28 protein-coding genes are annotated in these 24914 nt (G+C 68.1%); 17 read left to right on the plus strand and 11 right to left on the minus strand.

Annotated elements, in window-relative coordinates:
- The first annotated feature begins 264 nt into the window (after positions 1-264).
- The 10 genes from NB3_RS28925 (at position 265) to NB3_RS28970 (ending at position 10651) form a co-directional block, all read left to right on the plus strand.
- The gene (locus NB3_RS28925; RefSeq protein ID WP_244892130.1) at positions 265-1617 is read left to right on the plus strand and encodes an ATP-binding protein; all 1353 of its coding nucleotides are present in this window, start codon (positions 265-267) and stop codon (positions 1615-1617) included.
- Positions 1617-2042, plus strand: coding sequence for a roadblock/LC7 domain-containing protein (locus NB3_RS28930; protein WP_039805396.1), 426 nt, complete (start codon positions 1617-1619; stop codon positions 2040-2042). Before NB3_RS28925 ends, NB3_RS28930 begins: the two co-directional genes overlap by 1 nt.
- Before the next feature lie 73 nt (positions 2043-2115).
- A complete protein-coding gene (locus NB3_RS28935) occupies positions 2116-2466 on the plus strand; it encodes a DUF742 domain-containing protein (RefSeq protein ID WP_039805398.1) in 351 nt (116 codons plus the stop codon).
- Positions 2441-3046, plus strand: a complete 606-nt coding sequence (locus NB3_RS28940; protein ID WP_067809639.1) for a GTP-binding protein — start codon at positions 2441-2443, stop codon at positions 3044-3046. Before NB3_RS28935 ends, NB3_RS28940 begins: the two co-directional genes overlap by 26 nt.
- Positions 3043-4314 (plus strand): cytochrome P450, encoded by a 1272-nt coding sequence (locus NB3_RS28945; protein ID WP_067809640.1) that lies wholly within the window; start codon positions 3043-3045, stop codon positions 4312-4314. The genes NB3_RS28940 and NB3_RS28945 overlap by 4 nt, the downstream gene beginning before the upstream one ends.
- Positions 4315-4327: 13 nt before the next feature.
- The gene (locus tag NB3_RS28950; protein ID WP_067809642.1) at positions 4328-5557 is read left to right on the plus strand and encodes a cytochrome P450 family protein; all 1230 of its coding nucleotides are present in this window, start codon (positions 4328-4330) and stop codon (positions 5555-5557) included.
- A gap of 269 nt (positions 5558-5826) precedes the next feature.
- A complete protein-coding gene (locus tag NB3_RS28955) occupies positions 5827-7119 on the plus strand; it encodes a cytochrome P450 (RefSeq protein ID WP_067809644.1) in 1293 nt (430 codons plus the stop codon).
- A gap of 205 nt (positions 7120-7324) precedes the next feature.
- Positions 7325-8587: a cytochrome P450 gene (locus tag NB3_RS28960; RefSeq protein ID WP_067809685.1), complete on the plus strand. Its 1263-nt coding sequence runs from the start codon at positions 7325-7327 to the stop codon at positions 8585-8587.
- A 10-nt stretch (positions 8588-8597) separates the two neighbouring features.
- Entirely contained in the window at positions 8598-9824 is a 1227-nt protein-coding gene (locus NB3_RS28965; RefSeq protein ID WP_067809646.1) for a cytochrome P450 family protein, read from the plus strand.
- 326 nt (positions 9825-10150) lie between these two features.
- Positions 10151-10651, plus strand: a complete 501-nt coding sequence (locus NB3_RS28970; RefSeq protein WP_067809647.1) for a flavin reductase family protein — start codon at positions 10151-10153, stop codon at positions 10649-10651.
- Positions 10652-10683: 32 nt separating this feature from the next.
- Here the strand turns inward: NB3_RS28970 and NB3_RS28975 are convergent, their stop codons facing one another.
- From NB3_RS28975 to NB3_RS28985, 3 genes are all read right to left on the minus strand, one after another.
- A complete protein-coding gene (locus tag NB3_RS28975; protein WP_067809649.1) occupies positions 10684-11550 on the minus strand; it encodes a TIGR03619 family F420-dependent LLM class oxidoreductase in 867 nt (288 codons plus the stop codon).
- Positions 11547-11921, minus strand: coding sequence for a MerR family transcriptional regulator (locus NB3_RS28980; protein WP_067809651.1), 375 nt, complete (start codon positions 11919-11921; stop codon positions 11547-11549). Before NB3_RS28980 ends, NB3_RS28975 begins: the two co-directional genes overlap by 4 nt.
- Positions 11922-11995: 74 nt before the next feature.
- Positions 11996-12862: an alpha/beta fold hydrolase gene (locus NB3_RS28985; RefSeq protein ID WP_067809653.1), complete on the minus strand. Its 867-nt coding sequence runs from the start codon at positions 12860-12862 to the stop codon at positions 11996-11998.
- Between the two features lie 64 nt (positions 12863-12926).
- On the opposite strand from NB3_RS28985, the gene NB3_RS28990 reads away from it, so the two are divergent.
- Both NB3_RS28990 and NB3_RS28995 read left to right on the plus strand, forming a co-directional pair.
- Positions 12927-13511 (plus strand): TetR/AcrR family transcriptional regulator, encoded by a 585-nt coding sequence (locus NB3_RS28990; protein ID WP_067809687.1) that lies wholly within the window; start codon positions 12927-12929, stop codon positions 13509-13511.
- A 178-nt stretch (positions 13512-13689) separates the two neighbouring features.
- Entirely contained in the window at positions 13690-14430 is a 741-nt protein-coding gene (locus tag NB3_RS28995; RefSeq protein ID WP_218020656.1) for an IPT/TIG domain-containing protein, read from the plus strand.
- A gap of 112 nt (positions 14431-14542) precedes the next feature.
- On the opposite strand, the gene NB3_RS29000 is transcribed toward NB3_RS28995, so the two are convergent.
- From NB3_RS29000 to NB3_RS29015, 4 genes are all read right to left on the minus strand, one after another.
- Positions 14543-15604 (minus strand): NAD-dependent epimerase/dehydratase family protein, encoded by a 1062-nt coding sequence (locus tag NB3_RS29000; protein ID WP_067809655.1) that lies wholly within the window; start codon positions 15602-15604, stop codon positions 14543-14545.
- Between the two features lie 161 nt (positions 15605-15765).
- Positions 15766-16011: a hypothetical protein gene (locus NB3_RS29005; protein WP_067809689.1), complete on the minus strand. Its 246-nt coding sequence runs from the start codon at positions 16009-16011 to the stop codon at positions 15766-15768.
- A 41-nt stretch (positions 16012-16052) separates the two neighbouring features.
- The gene (locus tag NB3_RS29010; RefSeq protein ID WP_067809656.1) at positions 16053-16379 is read right to left on the minus strand and encodes a plasmid stabilization protein; all 327 of its coding nucleotides are present in this window, start codon (positions 16377-16379) and stop codon (positions 16053-16055) included.
- A 131-nt stretch (positions 16380-16510) separates the two neighbouring features.
- Positions 16511-17674, minus strand: a complete 1164-nt coding sequence (locus tag NB3_RS29015; RefSeq protein WP_067809657.1) for a lipase family protein — start codon at positions 17672-17674, stop codon at positions 16511-16513.
- A 434-nt stretch (positions 17675-18108) separates the two neighbouring features.
- Here NB3_RS29015 and NB3_RS29020 point away from each other — a divergent pair, with 434 nt between their 5' ends.
- The gene (locus NB3_RS29020) at positions 18109-18513 is read left to right on the plus strand and encodes a hypothetical protein (RefSeq protein WP_067809658.1); all 405 of its coding nucleotides are present in this window, start codon (positions 18109-18111) and stop codon (positions 18511-18513) included.
- A 5-nt stretch (positions 18514-18518) separates the two neighbouring features.
- Here the strand turns inward: NB3_RS29020 and NB3_RS29025 are convergent, their stop codons facing one another.
- The 3 genes from NB3_RS29025 to NB3_RS29035 are packed head-to-tail and all read right to left on the minus strand — an operon-like array spanning position 18519 to position 20662.
- Entirely contained in the window at positions 18519-19589 is a 1071-nt protein-coding gene (locus NB3_RS29025) for a DUF2293 domain-containing protein (protein WP_244892132.1), read from the minus strand.
- A 25-nt stretch (positions 19590-19614) separates the two neighbouring features.
- Positions 19615-20013, minus strand: coding sequence for an NUDIX hydrolase (locus NB3_RS29030; RefSeq protein ID WP_067809659.1), 399 nt, complete (start codon positions 20011-20013; stop codon positions 19615-19617).
- Between the two features lie 52 nt (positions 20014-20065).
- On the minus strand, positions 20066-20662 hold the full coding sequence (locus NB3_RS29035) for a TetR/AcrR family transcriptional regulator (protein WP_067809661.1): 597 nt from the start codon (positions 20660-20662) through the stop codon (positions 20066-20068).
- Positions 20663-20880: 218 nt separating this feature from the next.
- Between NB3_RS29035 and NB3_RS29040 the strand changes: the two genes are divergently transcribed.
- Positions 20881-21888 (plus strand): NAD-dependent epimerase/dehydratase family protein, encoded by a 1008-nt coding sequence (locus NB3_RS29040; protein ID WP_067809663.1) that lies wholly within the window; start codon positions 20881-20883, stop codon positions 21886-21888.
- A 21-nt stretch (positions 21889-21909) separates the two neighbouring features.
- Here the strand turns inward: NB3_RS29040 and NB3_RS29045 are convergent, their stop codons facing one another.
- Positions 21910-23088 carry a helix-turn-helix transcriptional regulator gene (locus NB3_RS29045; RefSeq protein ID WP_157112070.1) on the minus strand — a complete coding sequence of 393 codons (1179 nt, stop codon included), beginning with the start codon at positions 23086-23088 and terminating at the stop codon, positions 21910-21912.
- A 268-nt stretch (positions 23089-23356) separates the two neighbouring features.
- On the opposite strand from NB3_RS29045, the gene NB3_RS29050 reads away from it, so the two are divergent.
- The 3 genes from NB3_RS29050 to NB3_RS29060 all read left to right on the plus strand — a co-directional run bounded on the left by NB3_RS29050 (position 23357) and on the right by NB3_RS29060 (position 24819).
- On the plus strand, positions 23357-23845 hold the full coding sequence (locus NB3_RS29050; protein ID WP_067809666.1) for a Clp protease/crotonase-like domain-containing protein: 489 nt from the start codon (positions 23357-23359) through the stop codon (positions 23843-23845).
- Positions 23846-23977: 132 nt separating this feature from the next.
- On the plus strand, positions 23978-24292 hold the full coding sequence (locus NB3_RS29055) for a hypothetical protein (protein WP_067809668.1): 315 nt from the start codon (positions 23978-23980) through the stop codon (positions 24290-24292).
- Between the two features lie 317 nt (positions 24293-24609).
- Positions 24610-24819: a hypothetical protein gene (locus tag NB3_RS29060; RefSeq protein ID WP_067809670.1), complete on the plus strand. Its 210-nt coding sequence runs from the start codon at positions 24610-24612 to the stop codon at positions 24817-24819.
- The last annotated feature ends 95 nt before the right edge of the window (positions 24820-24914 follow it).

Genomic DNA, 24914 nt, shown 5'->3' on the forward strand with positions numbered 1-24914 from the left:
GCGAATGGTCGGGTTCTGGTTACCGTTCGGATACGATCCGGGCGGTCGGCGATTGACGTGTAATCGCCTGTCCTGCGGGCACTGTGCGGTAGGCGCTCTCGGTGAGCGCCGGTGCCGTCGCGGGTTCCGGTACTCCGACGCGGACTCCACCGACCGGTCCGTTCATGGTCGGCAGGCGAGGGAAGGCGAGCGAAGCAGGATGGCAGTGGGCCGATTCCTCGAGACCAGTCAACGACGAAAGAACTGATGAATCAAGATATCGCCGTGGTGCTTTCATGGATCCTCGCCGCCGCTTTGGTGATCGCCGTAGCGGGGGCGTTGTACGCAGTGCAGTATGCCAGGGCTCAGCGGGCCAAGGTCGAGGCTCTGGCCAGGGAACAGCGCGCGACCGAGGACACGCTCGAGCGGTTCGCCGCCACCACGTTACCCGCGGTGGCCGACGCGATCCGCCGGTTCGAGTCGCAGGTGCCTCCGGTCGAAGTCCAGGCGGGCATGGAGAATTCGCGGCTCGCGCAGATCCTGCGGTGGATCTCCGAGCGGTACGCCGACGACCTGAGCCTGATGCGCTCGGAGACCAGGGACCTGACCAACAACGAAGCGCAGCAGGCGATCAAGGCGGCCGAGGAGGCGGCGCGCAACGAGGTCGCCGCCGCGTCGCGCCAGGCGACCAGCGCCGCGGTCCGCTCCTTCGGCACCTCCGTGGTCAGTCTCGGCGCCGACGTCAGCCAGGTGGTGAGCGCCGCGCTGCGCGAGCACCGCGACGACGCGGTGTACGAAACCCTCACCCGCATCGACCACACCGTGCAGCAGATGATCCGTCAGGCGCAGTCCTACGTGATCGTCTGCGGTGGTCTGCCCGGCCGCCGCTGGCCCGCGCAGACGCTGACCGACGTGGTCGGCGGCGCCATCGGCCGGGTCAGGGAATACCTGCGGGTGCGGCCCAACCAGCTCGACCGCGTCGTGATCAGCCGTGCGGTGGAGCCGCTCGTGCACACGCTGGCGACCTTGCTGGACAACGCGTTGCGGTATTCGCCGCCGACTTCCTATGTGGACGTCAACTTCCAGGAGGGCCACCACGGCGTCACCGTCATCATCGATGACGCCGGCGTGCGGATGAACGCCGAGCAGATGGAGGAGGCCCGCCAGGTGCTCGCGCACGAGCGGCCCGTCGACATCCACCAGCTCGGCCCGTCGCCGAAGGTCGGCTTCCCGGGCATCGCCGCGCTGGCCCGCCGCTACGGTTTCACCGTCTACATCGACGGCCCGAACGTCTACGGCGGCATGCGCGCGATGGTCTACATCCCGGAGTCGCTGCTGGTCACCCCGCAGAACGTCCAGGAGGTCGCGCCCGTGACCGAGGCAAAACCGGAGCCGGTCACGGTTCCAGCGCAGGACGCGCCGAGCGAACTGCCCGGCGAGAACGAGCCGTCGCTGTCGGTCAGCGAGATCACCAGCGGCGGGCTACCCAAGCGGCGACGCAGAACGGTCGCGCTCGCCCCGGTCGGGCCGCGCACCGAACCCGGCCTCGCGCGCCCCGAGGTCGCCGCAGCTTGGCATACCGGCTCCAAGAGCGGCCGTGCCGCCGCATCTGATGACACGGAAGGGATGACATCCTGATGGCCACACCCGTGACCGACAGCAGCAACAAACTGGGCTGGCTACTCGAAGATCTCAGCATCACGGGCGTGCGGTTCTCGGTGTTGCTGTCCGACGACGGCCTGCGGATCGCGCACTCCACGGGGATCGCCCGCGACGAGGCGGAACGCTTCGCCGCCGCGGCCTCCGGCCTGCGTTCGCTCGGCAAGGCGCTCGGCGAGTTCTGCGGCGACGCCACGAACGGCGTGCGGCAGAACATGACCGAGTACGACCAGGGGATGATCCTCATCACCGCGGCGGGCGAAGGCGCGCTGCTCGGCGTCGCCACCACCAACGACATCGATGTGGGCCTCGTCGCCCACCGGATGAACGAGCTGGCAGGCCGGGTCGGACGCGAGCTCGGCAGTCAGCCGCGCAGGCGCGTAGACGGCAGCGAAATGCCATGATCGAGCGCAGCGAGCGAGTCAGAGGTACTGCGCCGCTGGGCAGCACGGAGCCGAGCGAGAGCGAGGTGCCGTCATGAGCAAGCCGCGGCGCGATCCGGACCTGGTCCGGGCTTACGTGCGCACCGGAGGGCGTACGCGCCCCACTCGCGAGCTGGACCTGGTTACTTTGGTCCTGACCGCCAAAGATCCACTCCCCGGCGCGTCGCCCGATGCGCGCCGGGTCATGGCCCTGTGCAGCCGTCGGGGTGCGCTGTCGATCGCGGAGATCGCGGCGTACCTCGACCTTCCGCCGTCCGTCGTGAAGATCGTCGCGTCCGATCTCATGGACGGCGGGCACCTGGTCACCCCCACCCCGGCCGAGTCCCTGCCGGAGATCGCTCTGCTGGAGGAGGTACTCAATGGGCTCCGTGCTCTCGCCGTCTGATCGCACCGTCGATTACGTGCCGGAGACCGTGACCCGCTCGGTGAAACTGCTGGTGGCCGGCAACTTCGGTGTCGGAAAGACCACGTTCGTGAGCAGCGTCTCGGAGATCAAACCGCTGCGCACCGAGGAGACCATCACCGAAGCCAGCGTCGGCGTCGACGACATGGCGGGGCTGCCGGGCAAATCGCAGACCACGGTCGCGATGGACTTCGGCCGCATCACCCTCAGTCCCAAACTGGCGCTCTACCTGTTCGGCACTCCGGGCCAGCAGCGTTTCGTCCCCCTGTGGGAGGAGCTGGCCCGCGGTGCGCTCGGCGCGCTGGTGCTGGTGGACACCCGCCGCATCGAGAAGTCCGACGAGGTGCTCTCGGTGCTGGAGGAACGCGGCGTGCCGTATTCGGTGGCCGTCAACCAGTTCGAAGGCGCGAGGCCCTATCCACTCGAGGAGGTGCGTGATGCCCTCGACCTGGAACCCGGCACCCCGCTGACCTCGCTGGATGCCAGGGACCGCGGCACCTGCCTGCGTTCGCTGATCACGCTCGTCGAATTCTTGTTCCACCGTTTGGAGTCGCGCATTTGACCACGCCACAGTCCTCGACCAGCCCCGCGCACCTATCCAGCGGCGTCTGCCCGGTCGCACACGGATCGCCGATCGATACCGACGGTCCCAGAATCCCGCTCTACACCGACGGATTCGCGGCCGACCCCCACGGGATCTACCGGGAAATGCGCAGACGCCACGGTTCGCTGGTCCCGATCGAACTGTCGCCGGGGGTGCCCGCCACCCTGGTGATCGGCTATCAGGAAGCCGTGCGGATCCTCAACGATCCCGAGCACTTCCCCGCCGATCCGCGCATCTGGCAGAAGAACATCCCCGAGGACTCGCCCATCCGCCCCATGATGGAGTGGTACCCGAACGCGTTGCGCAACAGCGGCGCCGCGCACGCCCGCTACCGCAGCGCGTACGTCGCGAGCATCGACGCCATCGACCTGCACGAGGTGCACTCGATGGTCGAGCGGATCGCCATCCCGCTGATCAACAGCTTCTGCACGACCGGGTCCGCTGATCTGGTCACCCAATACGCGTTCCCGCTCGTGTTCGAGGTGCTCAACCGGATCGTCGGCTGTTCAGCGGAACTGGGGCAGCGCGTCGCCACCGGCATGGCGATGCTGTTCGACACCGTCGAGGCGGCCAAGGGCATGCAGATGCTCTCCGAGGCGTTGATGGAGCTGATCCAGCAGCGCCGCGCGGAGCCGGGCGACGATGTGACCTCGCGGTTGGTCCATCACTCGTCCGGTCTCAACGACGAAGAGTTGCTGTACAACCTGATCAGCCTCTACGGCGCCGGCATCGAACCGCAGCAGAACCTGATCACCAACACCCTGCTGCTGATGCTCACCGACGACCGCTTCGGCGGCGACATGCTCGGTGGCGCCCTGTCGACGCGGGACGCGCTGGACGAGGTGTTGTTCAACGACCCCCCGATGGCGAACTTCTGCATCACCTACCCGCGCCAGCCCATCCTGATCGACAACGTCTGGCTGCCCGCGCACCAGCCGGTGCTGGTCAGCCTGGCCGCGTGCAACAACGACCCGGCGATCCGCGGCGGTGACCGCACCGGCAACCGCTCGCATCTGGCGTGGGCGGTCGGACCGCACGCCTGCCCCGCGAAGTCCGTCGCGTCCGTGGTCGTCCAAGAAGCCATCGACCAACTCCTCGATGCGCTACCGGAAATGCAGCTGGCCGTGCCCGCGGACGAAGTGGTCTGGCGGCCAGGCCCATTCCACCGGGCGTTGGCGGCCCTGCCGGTCGTTTTCCCCAAGTCCCCTCCGTTGAACATGGTGTAAGGAGAAGCGTCCGATGTCGCAAGAGCCGATAGTCTTGGATCTGACCGGTTCCGATATCCAAGGCGAAGCGGCGCGGCTGCGCGAGCGTGGGCCGGTGGCCCTGGTGGAACTGCCCGGCGGGGTGCCGGCGTGGTCGATCACCGATGCCGTCGTGCTCAAGAGCCTTCTGGCCGACCCGCGCGTGTCGAAGGATCCCAGGCAGCACTGGGCCGCGTTCATGAACGGCGAGGTCACCGAGGAATGGCCGCTGCTTCCGTGGGTGGCGGTCGACAACATGTTCACCGCCTACGGCCCCGAGCATCGGCGGCTGCGCAAGCTGGTCGCCCCCGCGTTCACGCACCGTCGCACGGTGGCGCTTCGACCGCGCATCGAAGCGATCACCGCCGAGCTGCTCGACCGGCTCGCCGCGACCCCGCGCGGAACCGCCGTGGATCTGCGCGAGGGCTACGCCTATCCGGTGCCGATCCAGGTCATCACCGAGTTGATGGGTGTGCCCGAGCACCTCGGTCCCGGCGTGCGGAAATGTGTCGACGGGTTCTTCGACACCTCGTTCGGGCCGGAGCAGGCCCAGGCCAACTACCTGGAGATGTACCGGCTCATCAGCGAACTCGTGGCGTACCGGCGGGAAACCCCCGGCGACGACATCACCAGCGTGCTGATCGCCAGCCGCGACGAGGAGGACGGTTCGCAGCTGACCGAGAAGGAACTCGTCGACACCCTGATGCTGGTCATCAACGCCGGGCACGAGACGACGGTGAACCTGCTGGACCAGGCCATCTTCGCGTTGCTCACCCGCCAGGACCAGCGTGCCGACGTGGTGTCCGGACGGATTCCCTGGTCGGACGTGGTGGAGGAATCGCTGCGTTTCGAGGCGCCGGTCGCGCACCTGCCGCTGCGTTACGCGGTGGAGGACATCGACATCGCCGACGTCCGCATCCCCAAGGGGGAAGCGATCCTGGCCTCCTATGTGGCGGCCAACCGCGATCCGAAGGTGCACGGTCCGAACGCCGACGAGTTCGATCCGCGCCGGCCGGTCAAGGATCACCTGGCGTTCGGTTACGGGGCGCATCACTGCCTGGGCGCGCCACTGGCCCGGCTGGAGGCCGAGATCGCCCTGCCCGCCATCTTCCGGCGCTTCCCGGACATGCGCCTCGCGGTCGATCCGTCGGAGCTGGGTACCGTGCTCAGCTTCATCTCCAACGGCCATTCCGAGCTGCCGGTCTTCCTGGAGGCTGCGGACTAGCAGGCCGCGACTCGCCGCTGCCGTGCCGGGCTGCGCCGCCCGCGTATCCCTCGCGGATACGCGGGTACAGGTGTTTCCACCGCGAGGGGCGCGCAGGCGGAACCCGCCCCCATCGCGCCGGTGCGAAGTACGAGATATGCTCTGCCACAGGCGAATTCGATCAAATGGTGGAATTCGCCACGCTCACACGACGATTCGGTTCCGGAGACCCGCGGCGCGTGTCGTCCGGCAACCCTGCTCGTCGAACGTTCCGACTTTGGAGTCACGTTTTGACCCACCCACAGTCCTCGACATCGTCCTACCCCCGCGGCTGCCCGGTCCCGCACGGTTCACCGGTGGGCTCCGACGGTCCGCGGATAGCGTTGTACGCGGACGATTTCGCGGCGGACCCGCACCATGTCTATCGAGAAGCCCGCGCGCGGTACGGCTCGCTGGTGCCGGTCGAACTGTCGCCCGGCGTGCCCGCGACGCTGGTGATCGGATATCACACCGCGTTGCGCATCCTGAACGATCCCGATCATTTCCCCGCCGATTCGCGGACCTGGCAGCGGACCGTGCCCAGTGACTGCCCGGTCCTGCCGCTGCTCGAGTGGCGTCCGGCCGCGATCCGCAACTCCGGCCTCGAGCATGCCAGGTACCGGCAGGCCACGGTCGCGGGCATCGAGGAGATCGACCAGTTCGCCCTGCGCAACACGGTGGAGCAGATCGCCGTTCCATTGATCAACTCCTTCTGCGAGGACGGCTCGGCCGACCTGATCGCGCAATACGCGTTCCCGCTGGCGTTCGCGGTGATCAACGCGATGCTCGGCTGCCCGCCGGACATCGGGCAGCGGGCGGCGGCGGGACTGGCCGCGATGTTCGAAGGCGTGGACGCCGAGCAGGGCAACGCGATGTTCAACGACGCGATGTCGGATCTGGTGCGGCTCAAGCGAGCCCATCCCGGCGACGACATCGTCTCCAGGATCCTGCTGCACCCCGTGGATTTCGACGACGAGGAGATGGTCCAGCAGGTGCTGATGCTGTACGGCGCGGGCATCGAGCCGCAGCAGAACCTGATCGTCAACACGCTGCGGCTGATGCTCACCGACCAGCGGTTCGCCGGCGGCATCCTCGGCGGCAGCCTGTCGACGCGGGACGCGCTGGACGAGGTGCTGTTCACCGATCCGCCGCTGTCGAACTACTGCGTCACCTTCCCGCGGCAGCCGATGCTCGTCGACGGCGTCTGGCTGCCCGCGCACCAGCCGGTGGTGATCAGCATGGCCGGATGCAACAACGATCCGGCCATCAACACGGGCGCCTACACCGACAACCGTGCTCATCTGGCCTGGAGCGTCGGGCCGCACACCTGTCCGGCCCGGTCGGTGGCCTATCTGATCGCCCAGGACGCCATCGATCAGCTGCTCGACGCGTTGCCCGAACTGCGGCTGGCCGTACCCGCCGAGGAGCTGAGCTGGCGACCCGGTCCGTTCCATCGGTCGCTGACCGCCCTGCCGGTGCTCTTCCCGGCATCCCCGCCCCTGCCCGGCTCTGTGCCGCAGCCGGAGGGCAGCGCGGCGAGGTAGCCGTGCTCCGCCGCGGCGAAGCCGATATCGCCGCGTTCCGATCCGGAAGGAGGTTGCCGCTCAGAGGTCGTCGTGCACACAGCTGATGAGGGTGTGCGCCGGCCTGCTACCGATCCCACGCATCACGTCGGCCTACGCCGTCGCGGCGCGCCCGCGCCCGGTCGATCGCGTTCGTCGCCTGTTCGTTCCTCTGGAGTTTCGTCTTTTGACCACGCCACACTTCCCGCCGTCCACTTCCGCGAACGGGTGCCCCGTCGCGCACGGCTCGCCGATCGACACCAGCGGTCCTCGTTACCCGTTGTATTCGCAGGAATACGCGGAGGATCCGCACAAGGCATACCGCGAGATGCGCCGCCGGTACGGGTCGCTTGTCCCGGTCGAGCTGTCGCCGGGCGTGCCCGCCACCTTGGTGATCGGCTACCACACCGCGCTGCGCATCCTGAACGATCCCGATCACTTCCCCGCCGATCCGCGGATCTGGCAGAAGGACATCCCGGGTGAGTGCCCGGTCCTGCCGATGCTGGAGTACCGGAAGAACGCGCTGCGCAGCTCGGGCCTGGAGCATTTGCGCTACCGGCAGGCGAACGTCGCCAGCATCGCCGCGGTCGACCTGCACGCCCTGCACGGGACGGTCGAGCAGATCGCCGTCCCGCTGATCAACGCATTCTGCGAGGACGGGTCGGCCGACCTGATCAGCCAGTACGCGTTCCCGCTCAGCTTCGCGGTGCTCAACTCCATGATCGGCTGCCCGGCCGACATCGGCCAGCAGGTCGCGACCGGTATGGCCGCCATCTTCGAAGGCGTCAACGCGGACAAGGGCAACGCGATGCTCACCGACGCGCTGTTCGAACTGGTGCAGCTCAAGCGCAAGGAAGCCGGCGACGACATCACCTCCAGGCTGCTGCGGCACGAAGCGGGGCTGGACGACGTCGAGATGATCCATCAGCTGATCACCCTCTACGGCGCGGGCATCGAACCGATGCAGAACCTGATCGTGAACACGGTGCTGCTGATGCTCACCGACGAACGTTTCGCGGGAGATTTCCTCGGCGGCAGCCTTTCCACCCGCGACGCCCTCGACGAGGTGCTGTTCAACGACCCGCCGATGGCGAACTACTGCGTGAGCTTTCCGCGCCAGCCGATCCTCATCGATGACGTCTGGCTACCCGCGCACCAGCCGGTGCTGATCAGCATGGCCGGATGCAACAACGACCCGGCGATCGGCGTCGGGCAGCGCACCGACAGCCGTGCCCATCTGGCGTGGAGCGTCGGCCCGCACGCCTGCCCCGCCCGGTCGGCCGCGTACCTGGTGGTGCAGGACGCGATCGATCAGATTCTCGACGCGTTGCCCGAGATGCGGCTGGGCGTGCAGCCCGATCAATTGAGCTGGCGGCCTGGGCCGTTCCACCGCGCGCTGGTGTCCCTGCCGGTCGTCTTCCCGAAATCTCCTCCGCTGACCGTCTTCTAAGGAGTCTCCGATGGACACACAACCCCTGGTCCTGGATCCGGCGGGTGCCGACATCCAGGGCGAGTCCGCCCGTCTTCGTGCGCGCGGGCCGGTGACGCTCGTCGAATTGCCCGGCGGCGTGCGTGCGTGGTCGGTCACCGACGCCGACGTGCTCAAGCGGTTGCTGGCCGATCCCAGGGTGTCGAAGGACGCCAAGCAGCACTGGCCCGCGTTGATCAACGGCGAGATACCGCAGGACTGGCCGCTGCTGCCGTGGGTCGCCGTGAACAACATGTTCACCGCGTACGGCGCCGATCACCGCAGGTTGCGCAAGCTCGTCGCGCCCGCCTTCACGCACCGCCGCACCCAGGCGATGCGCCCGTTGATCGAACAGATCACCGCGGACCTGCTCGACGCGCTCGCTGCGACACCGGCGGGCGAAGCGGTCGACTTGCGGGAAGGTTTCGCCTACCCGCTGCCGATCCAGGTCATCAGTGCGTTGATGGGCGTTCCGGAAGCCCTCAACCCAGGTCTGCGCAAGTGCGTCGACGGCATCTTCGACACGTCGCTGGGACCCGAGGAGTCCCAGGCGAACTATATGGAGATGTACCGGATCCTGGGCGAGCTCGTCGCGTATCGGCGGGAGACGCCCGGCGACGACATGACCAGCCTGCTGATCTCGCACCGGGACGAGGAGGACGGCTCGCAGCTGACCGAGCAGGAACTGATCGACACGCTGCTGCTCGTCATCAGCGCCGGACACGAGACCACGGTGAACCTGATCGATCAGGCCGTCTTCGCGCTGCTGACCCACCCGGACCAGCGTGCCGAGGTGACCGAGGGCCGGACGGGCTGGACCGATCTGATCGAAGAGGCGCTGCGGTACGAGTCGCCGGTGGCGCACCTGCCGCTGCGCTTCGCCGCCGACGACATCGAGATCGACGGCTTCCGCATCGCCAAGGGCGAAGCGATTCTCGCGTCCTACGCCGGGGCCAACCGCGATCCGAAACTGCACGGTCCCACCGCGAGCGAGTTCGACGTGCGGCGCGCGAGCAAGGAACATCTGGCCTTCGGCTACGGGGCGCATCACTGCCTGGGCGCGCCACTGGCCCGGCTGGAGGCCGAAGTCGCGCTGCCCGCCCTCTTCCAGCGCTTCCCGAAGCTGCGCTTGGCGGCCGATCCCGCGGATCTCGGCACCGTGTCCAGTTTCATCTCCAACGGGCACGCCAGGCTGCCGGTGTACGTGGCGGCGGACTAGCGGCCGACCCGTGCCTCCGGTCGCGGCCGGAGGCACGGATCAGCGTGCCGGGTCGACCGAGACCGGATGCGCTCGCAATGTGGCGACCGCCACCATGCGTTTTCAGTGTCGGCCCGGAAGTTGTTGTGGTGGACTATCATCCACGGCAATGTAGATCGGAAAGAGCCGATCTACCGGCCGTCGCACGGGCACTCCATCCTGGTCGGCGTCAGCGTCTCAGACGACTTGCCGCCGCGGCTGTAGGGTGAGCGCTGCTCGTTCCGGCATGTTTGCGCGACGATCGCGCGGGCATCCGGGGAAGACGTCGTATCACGCTGGGAGGACCGATGGCTACCGAAGACCGGACCGCAGTGTTCGACGCGGTGGTCGCGGCGGCGGACTATCCCGTGCTGCTGGTCACCGTGCAGGCGGCCGGCCGGCGCGCCGGTTGTCTCGTCGGCTTCGCCACACAGGTCAGCATCGAGCCGCGCCGGTTCCTGGTCGGCCTGTCCAAGAAGAACTACACCTATCGGGTCGCGCAGCACGCCGATCGGCTCGCGGTGCATTTGCTCGGCAGCGAACAATTGTCCCTCGCCCGGCTTTTCGGCGGTGAGACCGGCGACGACATCGACAAGTTCGTGCACTGCGACTGGCGCCCCGGCCCCGGCGGCATCCCGGTGCTCAGCACGGTGCCCAGCTGGTTCGTCGCTCGCATCCGCGACCGGTACGACCTGGGCGATCACGTCGGAATGCTGCTGGAACCCGAGGACGCCGCGGTGCTGCGGCCCGCCGCGGAGACACTGCATTATCACTCGGTCGCGGATCTGGTTGCGGGCCATACCGTCTGAGTAGGTCAAGGGGCGCCGCCTCGCCGCGAACGCTACTTGAGTGCGTTCGCAAGATCGAATCGTTCGGCGAAGGCGGACAACTCGTCGCGGGCGCGCTCCGGGTCACCCGTGCTCGCGCTCACCACGATGCGCGTGACCCCTTGGTCGGCCAGCCCTTGGACGCGCTCGACCGGCATGTCGATCGAGCCCCAGCGCGTGTATTCGAACGCGCCGGGATCGCGGCCCGCCGCATCGGCCGCCGCATGGGCGATCGCCAGTTGCTCGGCGCGTTCGGCCGGGCCGAGCAGTCCACCCGGGAAGTAGCCGTCGCCGCGGGCTCCGGCGCGGCGCGCCGCGGCGCGGCTCGAGCCACCGACATGGATCGGCAACGGCTCGCCGCCCACGGGTTTCGGGTAGCTGCAGAGGTTGTCGAACCGGAAGAACTCGCCGTCGAAACTCACCCCCTCCGCGTCACCGGACCACAGCAGCCGCAGCACGTCGATGGCCTCGTCGGCGCGACGGCCACGGGAAGCGAAATCGACGCCGACGGCTCGCGCCTCACCGGGGAGGGTGCCGAGTCCGACCGTGAGCAGACGCATCCGGCCCTTGGACAGCACGTCGATCGTCGCCAGGCGCTTAGCCAGCACCACCGGATGGTGATAGGGCAGCAGGAGCACCGCTGTGCCGAGCAGGATCCGCTCGGTGGCGGCGGCCACGAAACCGAGCGCGTCGAGCGGGTCGGCGAACGGCACCGTCGGCGTGATCTCCATCGGCCCGACCGTTGCCCCCGGATACAACGCGATGTGCTCGGGCAGGTAGATCGCTTCGAATCCGCAGCGCTCGGCATGCTGGGCGTAGCCGATCAACCGGTCCGGGTCGACGCCGAAGAACGGGGTGCTGTAGCTGACCGCGAACCTCACCTCGGCTCCTCGATCCGGTCGAACTCGCAGGCCGCCGCGAGCCGCTCGCTCAGATGGGTCCGTACGTGCTCCAGCCGGGCGAGGTAGGAATCGACCTCGGCCAGCTTGCGCCGCAACGTGGACACCGAGTCGGGGCAGACGTCTCCGGAGCCGTTGCCCGCCCGCAGGCAGGCGACGAACGGGCGGATGTCGTCGAGATCGAAGCCCGCGCCGAGCAGTTCGCGGATCTGCGCCACGATCAGCACCTCCCCGTCGTCGTAGGAGCGGTACCCGTTGGCGGCGCGGCGCGGCCGCACCAAACCGTGCTCCTCGTAATAACGCAGGGCACGCGTGCTGGTGCCGGCCCGCTGCGCGAGTTCGCCGATGCGCATCCGTCCTCCTTCGCCTCCGCTACCGCCACGCTAAACCTTCTCGCCGACGTCAAGGCAAGCCGCTTCCGTTCGCGCTAACGCGGCGCGTGCCTGTCGCGTCTGGGTGCGGTGTTGTCCAGCAGGAACGCCGACATGGCCGCGGCCACCGCGGCGGGCCGGTCGAGCATGGACAGCACGTACGCGTCATCGATCTCGACCAGCCGCGCCGCGGGAACGAGTTCCGCGAGCCGGTGGCCGTGCTCGCGTGGCATCACTTTGCCCGCCGATGACCACAGGATCAGCGCGTCTCCCCGGAAGTTCCGCAGTGCTTCGGTGTTGGCGATCAATTCTTTTCGGGGGAACCCGGACTTGGTGTAGGCGAGCAGGTCCCGCCGGATCCGGGCGTCGCGCAGCCCCGGCTCGGTCCAGCCGCGCACCAGCGCGTCGGGCAACGGTCGCCGCGCCATCCAGCCGAAGAGCAATGGCGATCGGCGCAGCCACCGAACGCGCAACTGCCGCAGGGCCAGTGAGATGCCGCCCGGCAGGTAGGTGGCGACGGTGGCCATCTTGCCCGGCAGGCCGGGCGGGAAGTTGTCGAACGCCTCGCAGGGCAGCACGATCAGCCTGCCGACCCGTTCGTCCAAGCCGTAGGCGGTGAGGAACAGCGCACCGCCCCAATCGCTGTGCACGAGCGTGACCTCGTGCAGGTCCAGCGCGGCGAGGAAATCGGCGACCAGATGATTCAGGCCGCGCAAACTCAGGTCGACGCCGGGACGCAGTGGCACGGGGTGGGCGCCGAGCGGCAGGTCCGGCAGCACGTACCGGAATCCGCCGGGCAGCGCGTCGAGCACCTCGTCCCAGACCGTGTGGTTCATCAGCAGGCCGTGCAGCAGGACGACCGGGGGCCCCTCGCCGCGCTCGACATAGTGCACCCGGCCCGCGGGCAGTTCGATCTCGGGCATATCCGCCTCCGTTCGAGCGATCGCTCTAGAGTATTTGCTCTAGTCTGGGAGGGTGACCGAGAAGATGTCAACCAGCACCCGGGAACGCCTCGTCACCGCGATGGCCGAGCTGATGCGGACGCAGGGCTACGCGGGCACCAGCGTCAAGCAGCTCACCGTCGCCGCTCGCGCCCCGATGGGATCGCTCTATCACCACTTTCCCGAGGGCAAACCGCAGATCGCCGCCGCGGCGCTGCGCACGTCCGGAGCCGCGTACATCCAGTTGCTCCCGCTGCTGCTCGACGCCGAAGACGACCTGCGCGAAGCGATACCGGCGGCCTTCGCCGCGGCCGCCGAGCAGATCGAGCAGACCGACTGGATCAACATGTGCCCGGTCGGCACCGTCGCGGGTGAGGTCGCCGACAGCGAACCCGCGCTGCGCGAGGTCGCCGCCGAAGTCATCGCCTCCTGGATCGCCGACGGCACCGGCTATTTCGTCCGCCGCGGCCTGTCCGCCGCGGACGCCCGCGAACTCATCCTCGCCGTTCTCACCAGCCTCGAGGGGGCGTTCGTCCTGAGCCGCACGCTGCGTTCGACGGAACCGCTGCACGCGGCGGGCCGATCGGTGCGCGCCCGCATCGAACAAATGCTGGCCGGGGTGCGCCGATAGTGGTTCGCGGAATCATGCGCGGGCCGTAACCGGACGAAATCGGACCGGAACAGACCAAAACGGATCGCGATTCATATTGCCGCGCAATGCTTCCGGAGCGTTAATGGTTACAGCCGGGCTTCCCGAAGGTCGAGCACCCCCCGGTACAGGGAATCAATACCGACAAGGGGGCAGAGCCATGCCTACTGTAACTTCTGTATCTCCGACCACGGGCCCGGCTTCGGGAGGAAATAGCGTGGTCATCACCGGAACAGGATTCACGTCGCAGCCGACCACCGTGCGGTTCGGCACCACGGCGACGACTTTCACACTGGATTCCACCACTCAGATCACCGCGATCGCTCCACCCGGAACCGGCACGGTACAGGTCACCGTCGCCAACGCGGACGGCACGAGTAATGGTGTTCCCTACACCTATGTGGTGCCCGCTCCCGTGGTGGCCGCGATAATCCCGAATTTCGGGCCCGCGAGCGGTGGAACGTTGGTTTCGATCGTCGGTAGCGGTTTCACCGGAGTTACTTCCGTCAACTTCGGCGCCACACCGGCGACGTTCTTCGTCGCGATTTCCAGCACGCTGATCATCGCCATCGCTCCGCCGGGAACGGGCACCGTTCCGGTCACCGTCACCAATTCGGCCGGGACGAGTCCGGGCGTTCCGTTCCGGTATGTGTCCGTGCCCACGCTGGTATCGGTCACACCGAATACGGGCCCGGTGACCGGCGGCACCGCGGTCACGATCTCCGGCAGCGGGTTCACCGGCGCCACCGGCGTGTTCTTCGGTTTCCTCCCCGCGGTGTCGTTCACGGTGAATTCCGATACGCAGATCACCGCGATCACCCCGGTGGGGCTGGGGCCGGTGCCGGTCACCGTCACCGGTCCGGGTGGCATCGCCACCGGCGTCTTCTTCACCTACGTCTGACGACGCGCCAATCCGAAGGGGCCGTTCATGATTGATGGACGGTCCCTTCGGTTCGCCCTGGCACGGATCGTCGGCTCCGTGGCCATCGGTCGCGCCGCGCCAGGCCGAAGGGTCAGCCGACGCCGACTTCCCGGCTACCGACTCCGGAGGCGAACTCCTTCCAGCGCCAGGGCCCGCCGGCGTCGGGCGCCAGCGGTGGGGTGTCTTCCCCCGCGCCCGCCCGCAACCCGGAGAGCAGGTGGCGCAGGGCGTCGACGGCGGTGTACCGCGGCGTCCAGCCCAGCTCGGCCCGCGCGCGGCCGGTGTCCATGATCGGCAGATGCAGCACTCCGTCCAACAGGTCCGGCGTGGCGGGCAGCGTGTGAGCATGCCAGCCCATCGCGAGTGCGGCGCGCGCCAGCGCGGGCGGCACCGACACGACCCTGGCATCGAAGACCTCGGCCAACCGGGAGCGATCGATCACCGGCTCGGCGGCCAGATTGAACGGTCCGCGGGCGTCGGTCGCGATGGCGAGCGCGTACGCCCGGCCGACGTCGGCGCTGTGCACCGCCTGGAACCGCAGACCGCGCGGGATCGGCAGGATCGGCGGGAGGCCGGGCCGGATCAGGCGATTCGGCAGCAGTGGACCGGCGAACAGACGCCGCTGCTGACTGGCGGTGTGCCTGCGGAAGATGAACGCCGGGCGCATGCGAACCACGCGGCGGTCCGGATTCTCGGCCTCGAACCGATCCAGCAGTCTCTCGACGTAGGCCTTCTCCCGCATGTACGCGGCGGGCGGCCAGCCATCGGTCGGCCAGCTCTCCGGCACCGGCTCGTCGCTCTGGCACGGGGAGTAGGCCCCGACCGACGAGGCGTAGACCAACGCCGGGACCTGGGCCGCGGCGACGGCGCGCAGCACCCGTTCGGTGCCGCCGACGTTCGCGCGCCAGGTGACCATGGGTTGATGGGTGGGCTGGAACAGCCATGCCAGGTGCACGACCACGTCGGCTCCGTGGAAATGGGATTCCAGGTCGTCGATACGCACATCCGCGCGTACCCACTCCACGCCCGCGCGAGGTTTGCCCGGCACGCGCCGCGCGATCCCCACGATCGAACTGACTCCCGCTTCGGCCGACAGTGTCTCCAGCACGCTCGTTCCGACGTTTCCGGTGGCACCGACCACAACGACGCGCATATCCGCTCCTTGGCTCGGCGACGAGGTTCGAGAGCGATTTACCCAGGATATCGGCGACGACACCGGGTACAGGATTTCTCCGGGCTCGGCTGCCCGGAACCGGCGCACAGCGCGGCGGACCGGAGCCGGCTCGGCTCCGGTCCGCACGCTTGTCCGAAACGTCACATATTCGATTGCGCGAGACGGTTGGCCAGGAGTTCCTTACCCATCCGGCCGCCCTTGCGGCTGTCGGCCTGCGCCTTGCGGAAGAACTCCACCAGCTCGGTGTCCCCGGCACGTTCGGCGTCCTGGATGAACGTGTCCAGACGCAGTGCGTTCTCGAGGGACGCCTCGACGAACCAGATCAGGTTGTAGTCCTTGTCCCTGGTGCCGGTGATGGTGCCCGTTTCTTCCTGCTGCTTGGTCATCTCCACTCCTTTCGCTTCTTCGTCGCCGAGCCGCGCGGCGCTCAGTCCCGTCCGAGCGCGTGCGCCAGCTCCTTCTTCGTCATCTTCGAGCGGCCTTCCACATTGCGCTTCTTGGCCTCGTTGTACAGCTGGTCCCGCGTCGGTCCTTGGGCGCCGCTGTGCGAACGCTGCCCGCCGCGCTGCTGCGGGGACTTGTCGTCGGTCGACGTCTTGCTCGCGGTCTTGGACTGCCCGGACTGCGCACGGTTCTTGTTGACCGTGCGCGCGGCCATCTCCTTCGCGCGTCCGGTGCTCGCGCCCCGGGACTTCGCCGAATCCTTGATGTGCTCGTACTGGCGTTCCTGCTTGTCGGTCCAAGCCTTCGGCATGTCATCACCTCCTGTATCTGCGGTCTACCCAGGGAATCTCCGCGCAATCCGGATCGGGCCCGGCTCGCGCCCCTGGCCCGGCCACCCGCGATCACCGCCGCAGGAGGTAGCGATGGGGTGGCCGGACCGCGTCAGCAGGTGCTCGGCGCAGGCTCGCCGCGAACCCGGCCTTGCAGCCACGGCAGCACCGACGGCGCGCCGAGGACCGCCGCGGTCAGGTGCTCCGCGTCGGGCACGCGCAGCGTCTGCACGGGCACCCCGGCCGAACACCAATGGCGGTTGGTGTTGTCGATGGCATCGATCGGAATCAGCGGATCGCTCGGCGAATGCCATTCGAAGATCGGTGTTTGCGGTGCGCTCGGGTAGAGCTCCACACTGTTCTCCTCGACCACCGACCACGCGCCGGGCGTGGTGTCGAAGACCGACGCGGAGGTCACGTAGTCGCGCGCGTTGCCGTTCATGCCCGCGGCGAGGATTTCATTGGTGCAGCTGTTGGCCATCTCGTCGCGCAGCGCGAGGCCGCGCTCGTTGAGCGACTGGCTGGTCGGCACGCGGTCCGGGTATTCCCGTTCCAGCCCGATCGCCGTCGCCATGGCCAGGCCGAACGCCGGATGCGGTTCGAATCCCAGCGCCTTCGCCATCGTCACCAGGTTCATCGGAGCGCCGCCGATGGCCGCGCCCGCGAGCCGCAGTTCCGGCGCGTAGGTCGGTTGCAGCGCGGCCGCCCATGCCGTGGCGAGGCCACCGCCGGAGTAACCGGTCAGCGCGACCGGGCTGTTCTGCAGGCCGAGTTCGGGCACCCGCTTCGCCGCGCGGATTCCGTCCAGCGTGATCTGGCCGCCCAGACGTCCGGCGCCGAGCGCGAACTGCGGACCGAGATGATCCGGCAGCGCGATGCTCCAGCCCTGCGCCAGCAGAACGTTCAACATCCCCGTCGAGGCCGACAGGTTCACATCGTTGGTGTAGAGCAGGTGGGATACCGCGCAGTGCGTGCCGAGCGAGTTGATGAAGTGCTGATACGACAGCAGCGGCATGTCGGGACGATGGCCCAGCGGGGTGAGGATCGTCGTCGTCGCCGAGATCGGCGCGCCATGCGAGTTCGTGGATCGGAACTCGACTAGCCGCACGGTGGTGCCGGGGAAGAGCGCGAGCGGCGGCAGCGCCCGCATGTCGAGCACGTCACCGGGCTGGTGCGCGCCCACATCCGCCGGGGCGGCGTAGAACGGGTCCGGGTCGGGATATGGATACAGCGGTTCCGCGGTTGCCGCCGTCCCGATCAGGAGAGTGAGTGCCATTCCGCCGCACGCGCCGATGGTGCGGACGGAACCGATGCTTTTTCTGCCGAGGAATCGAAGAAACGGACGAGTCACGACCTTGACCTCCAGGGGTAGTTCGCCGCATTCGCCGAACGGTGGTCTGCCTCAAAGTGCCTCGTCGGCAAACTATCAGCAACACGCCGAGGTGAGTGAGGAATGCGTGAAAAACCCTTTGCGAGCATAAAAATGAGGGTTTTCGTTGCGGTCTGGCAAGGTATCGTGATGACCAGCAACCAACCCGCGCATCTCTTCGTCCGAAGCGGAGTCCGCACACCCGCCCCGGGGACCCGGGTCCCGTTCGTTTGTCACTTCGCGATGAAAAGCATGCCTACCAGGGGTTGCGGTGCGGGGCGAGCACGACTTGGCTGGATCACATACACAGCGACGAGGCGCAGGGCGAGGAAGGAGCGGTCATGTCCAAGACAGCCACCGAGAAGGTCCGCCAGTCCGGTTCCGAAGCACCGGAGACGGCACGTTCCGCGCCGTCCACCGAGACCGGAACGCCGACCGGGTCCGACGCCGCGACCACCGAGCGCGGCGGGTTGCGCGTCCCGGTTCCGACGCTCGGGCTGCGGATGGCGCGAGTGCCGCTGCTACCGGGGCCGCGCACCGTGGCCACCGGAGTCTCCTCGGCGACGACCGCGGTGCGCGACCGGGTACCGGACCGTGAATCGCTGCTCTATTTCGGCGGCCTCGGAGCGGCGGCGGTCACCGGATTGGTGTCGTGGCCGGTCGCCGGAGCGATCGGCGTCGGCGTCTGGGTGGCCGAGCACGCCCGTCGCTCGCCCGCGGCGGCGGGAGACGGGGCGAAAGGATGACTTGATCACGGCGACTCGGAAACGGCAACGATATTGCAACGTCTTCCGTCGCGCCAGGTTTCGAGGACCTCGTCGACGGTGGGCCGGATGCGGGCTCTGGCCTCCGAACGGGGGACGCCGGTCATGAGCAGGTTGTCGTAGTCGGTGTCGCGGTGGCGGATGGAGGCTACGACGGCGAGGGTGAGGGCTTCGGGGGACAGGAGTTTGGCGGCGGCGGTGCGGCCTACGCGGCCGCTGCCGCGGGCGGCGGCGTGTTCGGCGATCTCGGTGGCGCGGTCGGCGGGGCAGCCGGGGAACAGTCGCCGGATCTCGGCGGACATGCGGGCGCGGTATTCGTCGTCCTCGGCGGCGCGGCGGACGCGGTCGCGGTCGCGGCGGCGGGAACGGATCTCCTCGTCGGCGAGGCACTGCTCTTCCGCGCGGGCGAGGGCGGCCTCTTCCACGAGGATGCCCAGTCGTTCGTAGCGCTTGCGCCGCCGGTTGAAGCGGACCACCACGGCGGCGAGGGTGCTCTCCTTCTTGGCTCGCCGGCTCAGCGCCGCGTTCCCGGCGGGCAGGAACTCCAGATGGTCGAGGTCCGAGCAGGTAAGACACAAAGGCCCGGCCGCGGAGGTGATCAGATACGGGCCGGTCTCGGCGCATTCGGCGCACGTCCACGGCTCCGCGGCCTCGACCACGGTGAGATCAGGGGCACGGTTCTGGCGTCGGACGACCTGCTCGCGCCGCGCCGGGCTGAGGTCCGCCGAGAGCCAGTGCACCCGGAACACCGCGTCTTCGCCGTGGTCGACGAACCGCAGCGCCTCGCGATCGCGTCCGCCCGACAGATATGCCGCGGTGCTCGCGCTGAGCCCGTGTTCGCGGGCCCACTCGCCCAGGAGATCCGCCGCCTCCCGCATTCGCCGCCCGTCGACCGCCGTGAGCTGCTCCAGCGACCGCACCTGCCCCTGCCGCCAGCGATCGACCTGACCCGACCGCACCCAGCCCAGCACGGTGAACACATCGACAGCCGACACGTATTTGCGTTGTACCAGCGCCGCTTCCGCGGCTTCGACCACTCGCCGCCTCAGCTTGGACACGGGTTCGAACCTTAGCGCACGCCGCCTACCAGTCGACCGCGCCGAGTTCGTGCAGTCTGCGGAAGACCAGCATCGAGCCGGGGGCCACGTGGTCCATGGCGGCGTACTCGCTCACGGTGAAGTAGCGCAACTCGGCGATCTCGCTGGTGGGGCGCGGCTCGCCGTCGAGTTCCGCGGTGAAGCAGGTCATGTGCAACCGGGTGCCGGGGGAGTGCCCGTATGCCTCGGCCTGGAACACCCCCAGTTCGTCGTAGGCGACGACGCCGACGCCGAGTTCTTCGCGCACCTCGCGGTGCAGCGCCGCCTCGGGTGTCTCACCGGGGTCGATCTTGCCACCTGCCATGTAGAAGACGTCCTTGCCCACCGAGCGCGCCTGCAGCAGGCGGCGATCCCGGACGTGGGCCAGCGCGGCGGTGCGAATCACCGGCCCACTGTACTGAGCGGCGCGAACGCGACGCCAACCGGAATCGGGCGGCTCAGCGCTCCGGCACGGCGCGGTGCAGCAGTTCGCCGATGCGCCGGTGGATTCGCGCGGTGTCGTCACCGTCGGCGACGAATTCCAGGAACAGCGCCGCACCGGCGGCCAGGGCGATGACGGCCCTGGCGTCCAGCTCGGACCGCGCACGCGATTCGGTGTCGCCCGCGGCGAACAGCGCGGCCGCCGGGGTGCTGAACCCCGCCCACAGCCGGTCACGCAATTGCCGGTCGCGGTCGAGTGCGGTCAACAGCCCGGGGACGGCGGCGCGAACGTCGTCGCGCGCGAACAGTTCCCGGCTGCCGCGCAGCACCCACTCGATCCACCCCTGCCGGTCGGCGCCCTCGAACGGGCCCAGATCCGGCGTCTCACCGAGCACGGCGTGCAGCACCAATTCGGCTTTCGACTGCCAGCGCCGAGCGATCGACGCCCGCCCGACTCCCGCGCGCGCCGCCACCGCCCGCACGCTCAACTCGTCCCATCCCACTTCGACCAGCATCTCCCGGACGGCCGCCAGCACCCGCTGTTCCACCGACTCGTCCCGGGGCCTGCCCGCGCTCCTGGTCGCCGAAGGCGGGTCCTGCGCCGTTTCGCCCATGCCGCTCCCTGACTTCCATTACGATGCCAGTGGCATCGAATTTGTGCCGATGCTTCCGATGTGCGGCCATTCTCGCGTGTGTGGCGGGCGTGGGCGGTGGATCGGACGGCGGAACCATGCTGACGAAGGATCGAAATGGGTGGACACATACCGGCTGAGACCGGCGCGGCGGCGGCCGCATGGACGCCGCCGACCCGAAGGGGCTAGAGGTAGCCGATATGCGAATCGCGGTCACCGGCGGCACCGGCTATCTCGGCGCGCACACCGTCTCCGCGCTGCTGCGGGACGGGCATCAAGTCGTTCTGCTCGTTCATCCGAGCGAGTCCGTCGCGGAGGTCGTCGGCATGTTCGACACCACGCCCGAGGCGCTCTCGGTGCTGCCGGGCGACATCAGGGACCCGCAGACGGTGGAGAAATTGCTCGTCGGATGCGACGCCGTCTTGCACGCGGCGGGCGTCGTCGGCACCGACAACCGTCGCGAGCAGTTGATGTGGGAAGTCAACGCGGATGCCACGGCGACCGTGCTCGCCCGGGCGACGGCGCTCGGCCTCGACCCGATCGTGCACGTGGCCAGCTACAGCGCGCTGTTTCCCAGTCCCGACCCGGTGATCACGCCGGACAGTCCGACCGCGCCGGGGCGAAGTGCCTACGGCCGCACCAAGTCCGCCGCCGACCGGATCGCGCGGGCGTTGCAGGCCACCGGCGCTCCGGTCGTGATCACCTATCCCTCCAGCGTCGTCGGGCCCGGTCTCGGGACGCAGGCCGGCATCACCTCCGACGGCTGGGGCGCCATCCTGCGTGCCCGCGTCGCCCCGCGAATCCAGGGCGGGATGCAGATGATCGACGTCCGGGACGTGGCCGCCGTGCACGCCGCCGTCATGCGCCCCGGTCTCGGCCCGAGGCGCTATCTCTGCGGCGGTCATCTGATGGCCTTCGACGAGATCGTGGACATCTTGGAAAGCGCTGCCGGACAGCGCATCCGCCGGATACCGGTGCCGAAGGCCGCGCTCCTCGGACTCGGACGGCTCACCGACGCCGCCGCCCGCTTCCTCCCGTTCAGCGCGGGCCTCAGCTACGAGGCCGCGTGGTTGCTGACCACTGCCACACCGACCGACGACTCCCGCACGTTGGACGAGTTGGGCCTGCGCTGGCGGCCCATCCGGGAAGGGATCATCGAATCCGTGCGCCGGGAAACGAGGTTCGCGATAGCGGATGCGCAAGCCTAATGTCCGCAGTGCGATCTACCGCTACAAAACGTCAGCCGCTACCGAGTCCAATCTCCGCACCGCACTCGATCGTGCCCACGGCGCGAGGGCGGCGCGTGTGTTGCGGTAGACCTCTCGCAGGCGTGGCGACGTATTGATCTTCGCCAGTTCGACAGCACGTTCCGCCGCACGGCATGCCCGGTCGAGGTCCTCCCGGGCGGTCAGTTTTGCCAGGTGGAGCAGAGCAAGCGCACGGTCGCGTACGTCGGTTTCGGGGATGTGATCTATCGATGCTTCGATCGTCTCGACCGCCGCGCGCGTTTCGCCTGCCATTTCCAGACTCTTGCTCGTCAGTAGACCGGTGAGCCAATCGCTCATGTAGTAGGCGTACGAGACATCGGGTGTTGTCGGGCTGGCGTGCTTTCCCGAGATTCGATCCAAAAGCGGCCACGCCTCCCGTGTCCGCCCTGCGTACGCGTACGCCTGGGCGGATTGCAAAAGCACGTAATCGGCCATCCTCGGATCGGCTACTGGCAGCCTCATCGTCGCATCGGCCAAGTCGGCCGCCACCTGGTACCGATGCGTCCAGATCGCGAGCTGCGTTCGGTGGCATAGCATCCCAACTGCCACATCGTGATCACCCGCATCCGTCGCATGGTCGTACGCGGCCACGAAAAGCCGATCGGATTTCTCGTATTCGCCTTGGTCCCACGCTGCCCACGCGTTGCTTGCAGTGGCTTCGCTGGTGAGAGATTGAAGCTCCGGGCGAAGTCTCGACGGGCAGTCACGCAACAGTGCCGTACAGGTTCGCGCCTGAGCCCCGATGATCGACTGTGCCGCGTTCGACCCCAGCTGATCGTCCAACAGCATCGCCGAGTGGATTGTCGTGCGCAGATGACCGATGGCATCCGTGGTCACGATCGGTACATCATCACCGCGCAGCGCAGATGCACTCACGGCTACGCCTGTTGCGGCAAAGAATTGTCGCCGATCCACGTCGTCTCCAATCAACTTACGGAACCGATCTTGTGCCCCATGGTCCGCGTCCGCCAGCAGTCTGTCCAGAGCTGCCTGATGGGCGACACCCACTTGCGCGGAAGGGCGACCCTCCCAGAAACTGACCGTTCGCTGACTGCAACGCAGCGCGTCCGCAAGATCGTTCTGGGTGAGCCTGCATGCAGTCCGGAGAGCCTTCACATCAGCACCGGTCCATACCGTCACGCCAGTCACCGTGCCCCCTTCGATTCCGCTGGTATCGATTGGTAAAACCTGCGCATCTCTTACCTTCCGCCCCGAATCTTCCCCCGGCAACCTTTGAGAGGGACACGGAACCGGGAAATCCTCTCGCCCAACGCAACTCCAAGTGCGAGAGGGCACCTGACATGAGCATGGCGCCTCGTCTCGGGTGGCCGATGCCCCGGTTCCGGGTCCCACCAGCCCTCCATCTACGGGATACAACGCTGAATAGTTCTTGCCAGGGGAGACGTGTATGAATTCACCGAAACAGGTTGGGCACACGCCGTTGTCGGTGTGTCACTTCTATCGGTACGTGTGTGATCTGCCCGCCGAGGTCCACCCGCCGCATCTGGGGCGTATCACGCTGCGGGCGGGGCGGGTGTGTGGGGTGATGATGCCCGCGTTCATCGGCTCGAAGGTCAAGTCGTGGATGGACCGCACCGGTGAGCAGGTCGGGCCGGTGATGACGCATCCGCGTTCGCAGCGGTGGACGTTTCTGACCGGGCCGGATCTGCCGGAGGATATTCGGTTGTTCGCGGAGATGTCGCGGTTGGGTGTGTCGATCCTTTGTGCGGGGGAGATCGCGTTGCCTGGTCCGGGTCAGCGGCCGGGTTTGTTCCGGGCGTGGGTGCATCCGCCTCGCGATGTCTACCGGCCGTCGGGGCGGGCGGTGGTCGCGGCGATCCGGGGATGCGCTGCCGAGCACACCCGGCAGCGCCGGGCGGTGAGGGCGTATGCCTGACATCGCTAGCGCCGCAGGGTCCTACGGGTGTGGTCCGGCGGGTCGGCCGTGGGGCGGTATCCCTGTGGTGGTCGACCCCGTTTTCGCCGCGCAGTCCGCCGCACCACCCGGGCTGCCGCCGCAGGGTGGCCGGTGATCGGGGACCAGGACGCCGAGCGCGCCGAGGCCGAAATCGACGTCCTCATCGATGTGATCGGCACTCTGGTGGCCGCTACCGCGGACGCGGTGCGGGACGGGATGAGCGACGCCAGTCGCGTTCGTGTGATGGCGATGGTGGTCTATGCGTTGATCAGCAGCGCCCGCACTGTCGCCGGACCGCATACCGGTCGCTTGTATGCCGCGCCGGTGCTCGATCCGATCATCGACAACATTCCCGCCGCCGAAGAACTGACTCTTCTGGACCTGTTGATTCCCGCGATCATCGGCCAGCACATCAACAGCACGTGAACCACCCGAGACCGCCCCGGCGCACCCGCGTGCCCCCTTGGTCCCCTTTGCAGCACAGGGGAAGCACGCGGACGTCGGGGGCACCCGAAAGGGGGGAAAGGCTCTGCGGACGGGACTCCGCATCGGTGTGCCCAACCGAACCCACCCACCAGCCTTTCCCCGGACGCACCGAATTCACCCGCCTCCCAACAGCATTCGCGCCAGGGCGAACCCCTTTCACGGAAGGCACTGATGCAACCGTCAGCTGAAACGCACCACCCCTCGGCAGCAATGGTCTCCCGCGCCCGGCGACCGATAGTTCCCGGTCGGAGCATGTGATGAGTTCACCCCTGCCGGACGAACCCGACGTGCACCTGATCGTGCGGATACGTGGTCATCACCTGCATTACGCGGCGTGCTTGGCTGCGGCCCTGGTGTTCGTGCAAGACGTGAATGTCCGCCGTTGCGCCGACGCCGTAGTCGTCGCGAGCGGCGAAACTGACCGGCTGCCCCGGTTGCCCTGCGAGCGGCTGTATGTCGAGCGATGATGCGACACCCCGCCCCCGCCCGGCCCGGCGCTTGCCCGGTGGCACGTACCGACATGACACTGTAGTGCTCGAAACCGCGATACCAGACAACTCGT

This window comes from Nocardia beijingensis NBRC 16342 (assembly GCF_001612785.1).
Lineage (GTDB): Bacteria > Actinomycetota > Actinomycetes > Mycobacteriales > Mycobacteriaceae > Nocardia > Nocardia beijingensis.

Excerpts from the sequence above, each read along its gene's own strand:
- NB3_RS28930 (WP_039805396.1), top strand. The coding sequence starts at position 1,617 with ATGGCCACACCCGTGACCGACAGCAGCAACAAACTGGGCTGGCTACTC.
- NB3_RS28935 (WP_039805398.1), top strand. The coding sequence starts at position 2,116 with ATGAGCAAGCCGCGGCGCGATCCGGACCTGGTCCGGGCTTACGTGCGC.
- NB3_RS28940 (WP_067809639.1), top strand. The coding sequence starts at position 2,441 with ATGGGCTCCGTGCTCTCGCCGTCTGATCGCACCGTCGATTACGTGCCG.
- NB3_RS28950 (WP_067809642.1), top strand. The coding sequence starts at position 4,328 with ATGTCGCAAGAGCCGATAGTCTTGGATCTGACCGGTTCCGATATCCAA.
- NB3_RS28965 (WP_067809646.1), top strand. The coding sequence starts at position 8,598 with ATGGACACACAACCCCTGGTCCTGGATCCGGCGGGTGCCGACATCCAG.
- NB3_RS28970 (WP_067809647.1), top strand. The coding sequence starts at position 10,151 with ATGGCTACCGAAGACCGGACCGCAGTGTTCGACGCGGTGGTCGCGGCG.
- NB3_RS28980 (WP_067809651.1), bottom strand. The coding sequence starts at position 11,921 with ATGCGCATCGGCGAACTCGCGCAGCGGGCCGGCACCAGCACGCGTGCC.
- NB3_RS28985 (WP_067809653.1), bottom strand. The coding sequence starts at position 12,862 with ATGCCCGAGATCGAACTGCCCGCGGGCCGGGTGCACTATGTCGAGCGC.
- NB3_RS28990 (WP_067809687.1), top strand. The coding sequence starts at position 12,927 with ATGTCAACCAGCACCCGGGAACGCCTCGTCACCGCGATGGCCGAGCTG.
- NB3_RS28995 (WP_218020656.1), top strand. The coding sequence starts at position 13,690 with ATGCCTACTGTAACTTCTGTATCTCCGACCACGGGCCCGGCTTCGGGA.
- NB3_RS29000 (WP_067809655.1), bottom strand. The coding sequence starts at position 15,604 with ATGCGCGTCGTTGTGGTCGGTGCCACCGGAAACGTCGGAACGAGCGTG.
- NB3_RS29005 (WP_067809689.1), bottom strand. The coding sequence starts at position 16,011 with ATGACCAAGCAGCAGGAAGAAACGGGCACCATCACCGGCACCAGGGAC.
- NB3_RS29010 (WP_067809656.1), bottom strand. The coding sequence starts at position 16,379 with ATGCCGAAGGCTTGGACCGACAAGCAGGAACGCCAGTACGAGCACATC.
- NB3_RS29015 (WP_067809657.1), bottom strand. The coding sequence starts at position 17,674 with ATGGCACTCACTCTCCTGATCGGGACGGCGGCAACCGCGGAACCGCTG.
- NB3_RS29020 (WP_067809658.1), top strand. The coding sequence starts at position 18,109 with ATGTCCAAGACAGCCACCGAGAAGGTCCGCCAGTCCGGTTCCGAAGCA.
- NB3_RS29035 (WP_067809661.1), bottom strand. The coding sequence starts at position 20,662 with ATGGGCGAAACGGCGCAGGACCCGCCTTCGGCGACCAGGAGCGCGGGC.
- NB3_RS29040 (WP_067809663.1), top strand. The coding sequence starts at position 20,881 with ATGCGAATCGCGGTCACCGGCGGCACCGGCTATCTCGGCGCGCACACC.
- NB3_RS29050 (WP_067809666.1), top strand. The coding sequence starts at position 23,357 with ATGAATTCACCGAAACAGGTTGGGCACACGCCGTTGTCGGTGTGTCAC.
- NB3_RS29060 (WP_067809670.1), top strand. The coding sequence starts at position 24,610 with ATGAGTTCACCCCTGCCGGACGAACCCGACGTGCACCTGATCGTGCGG.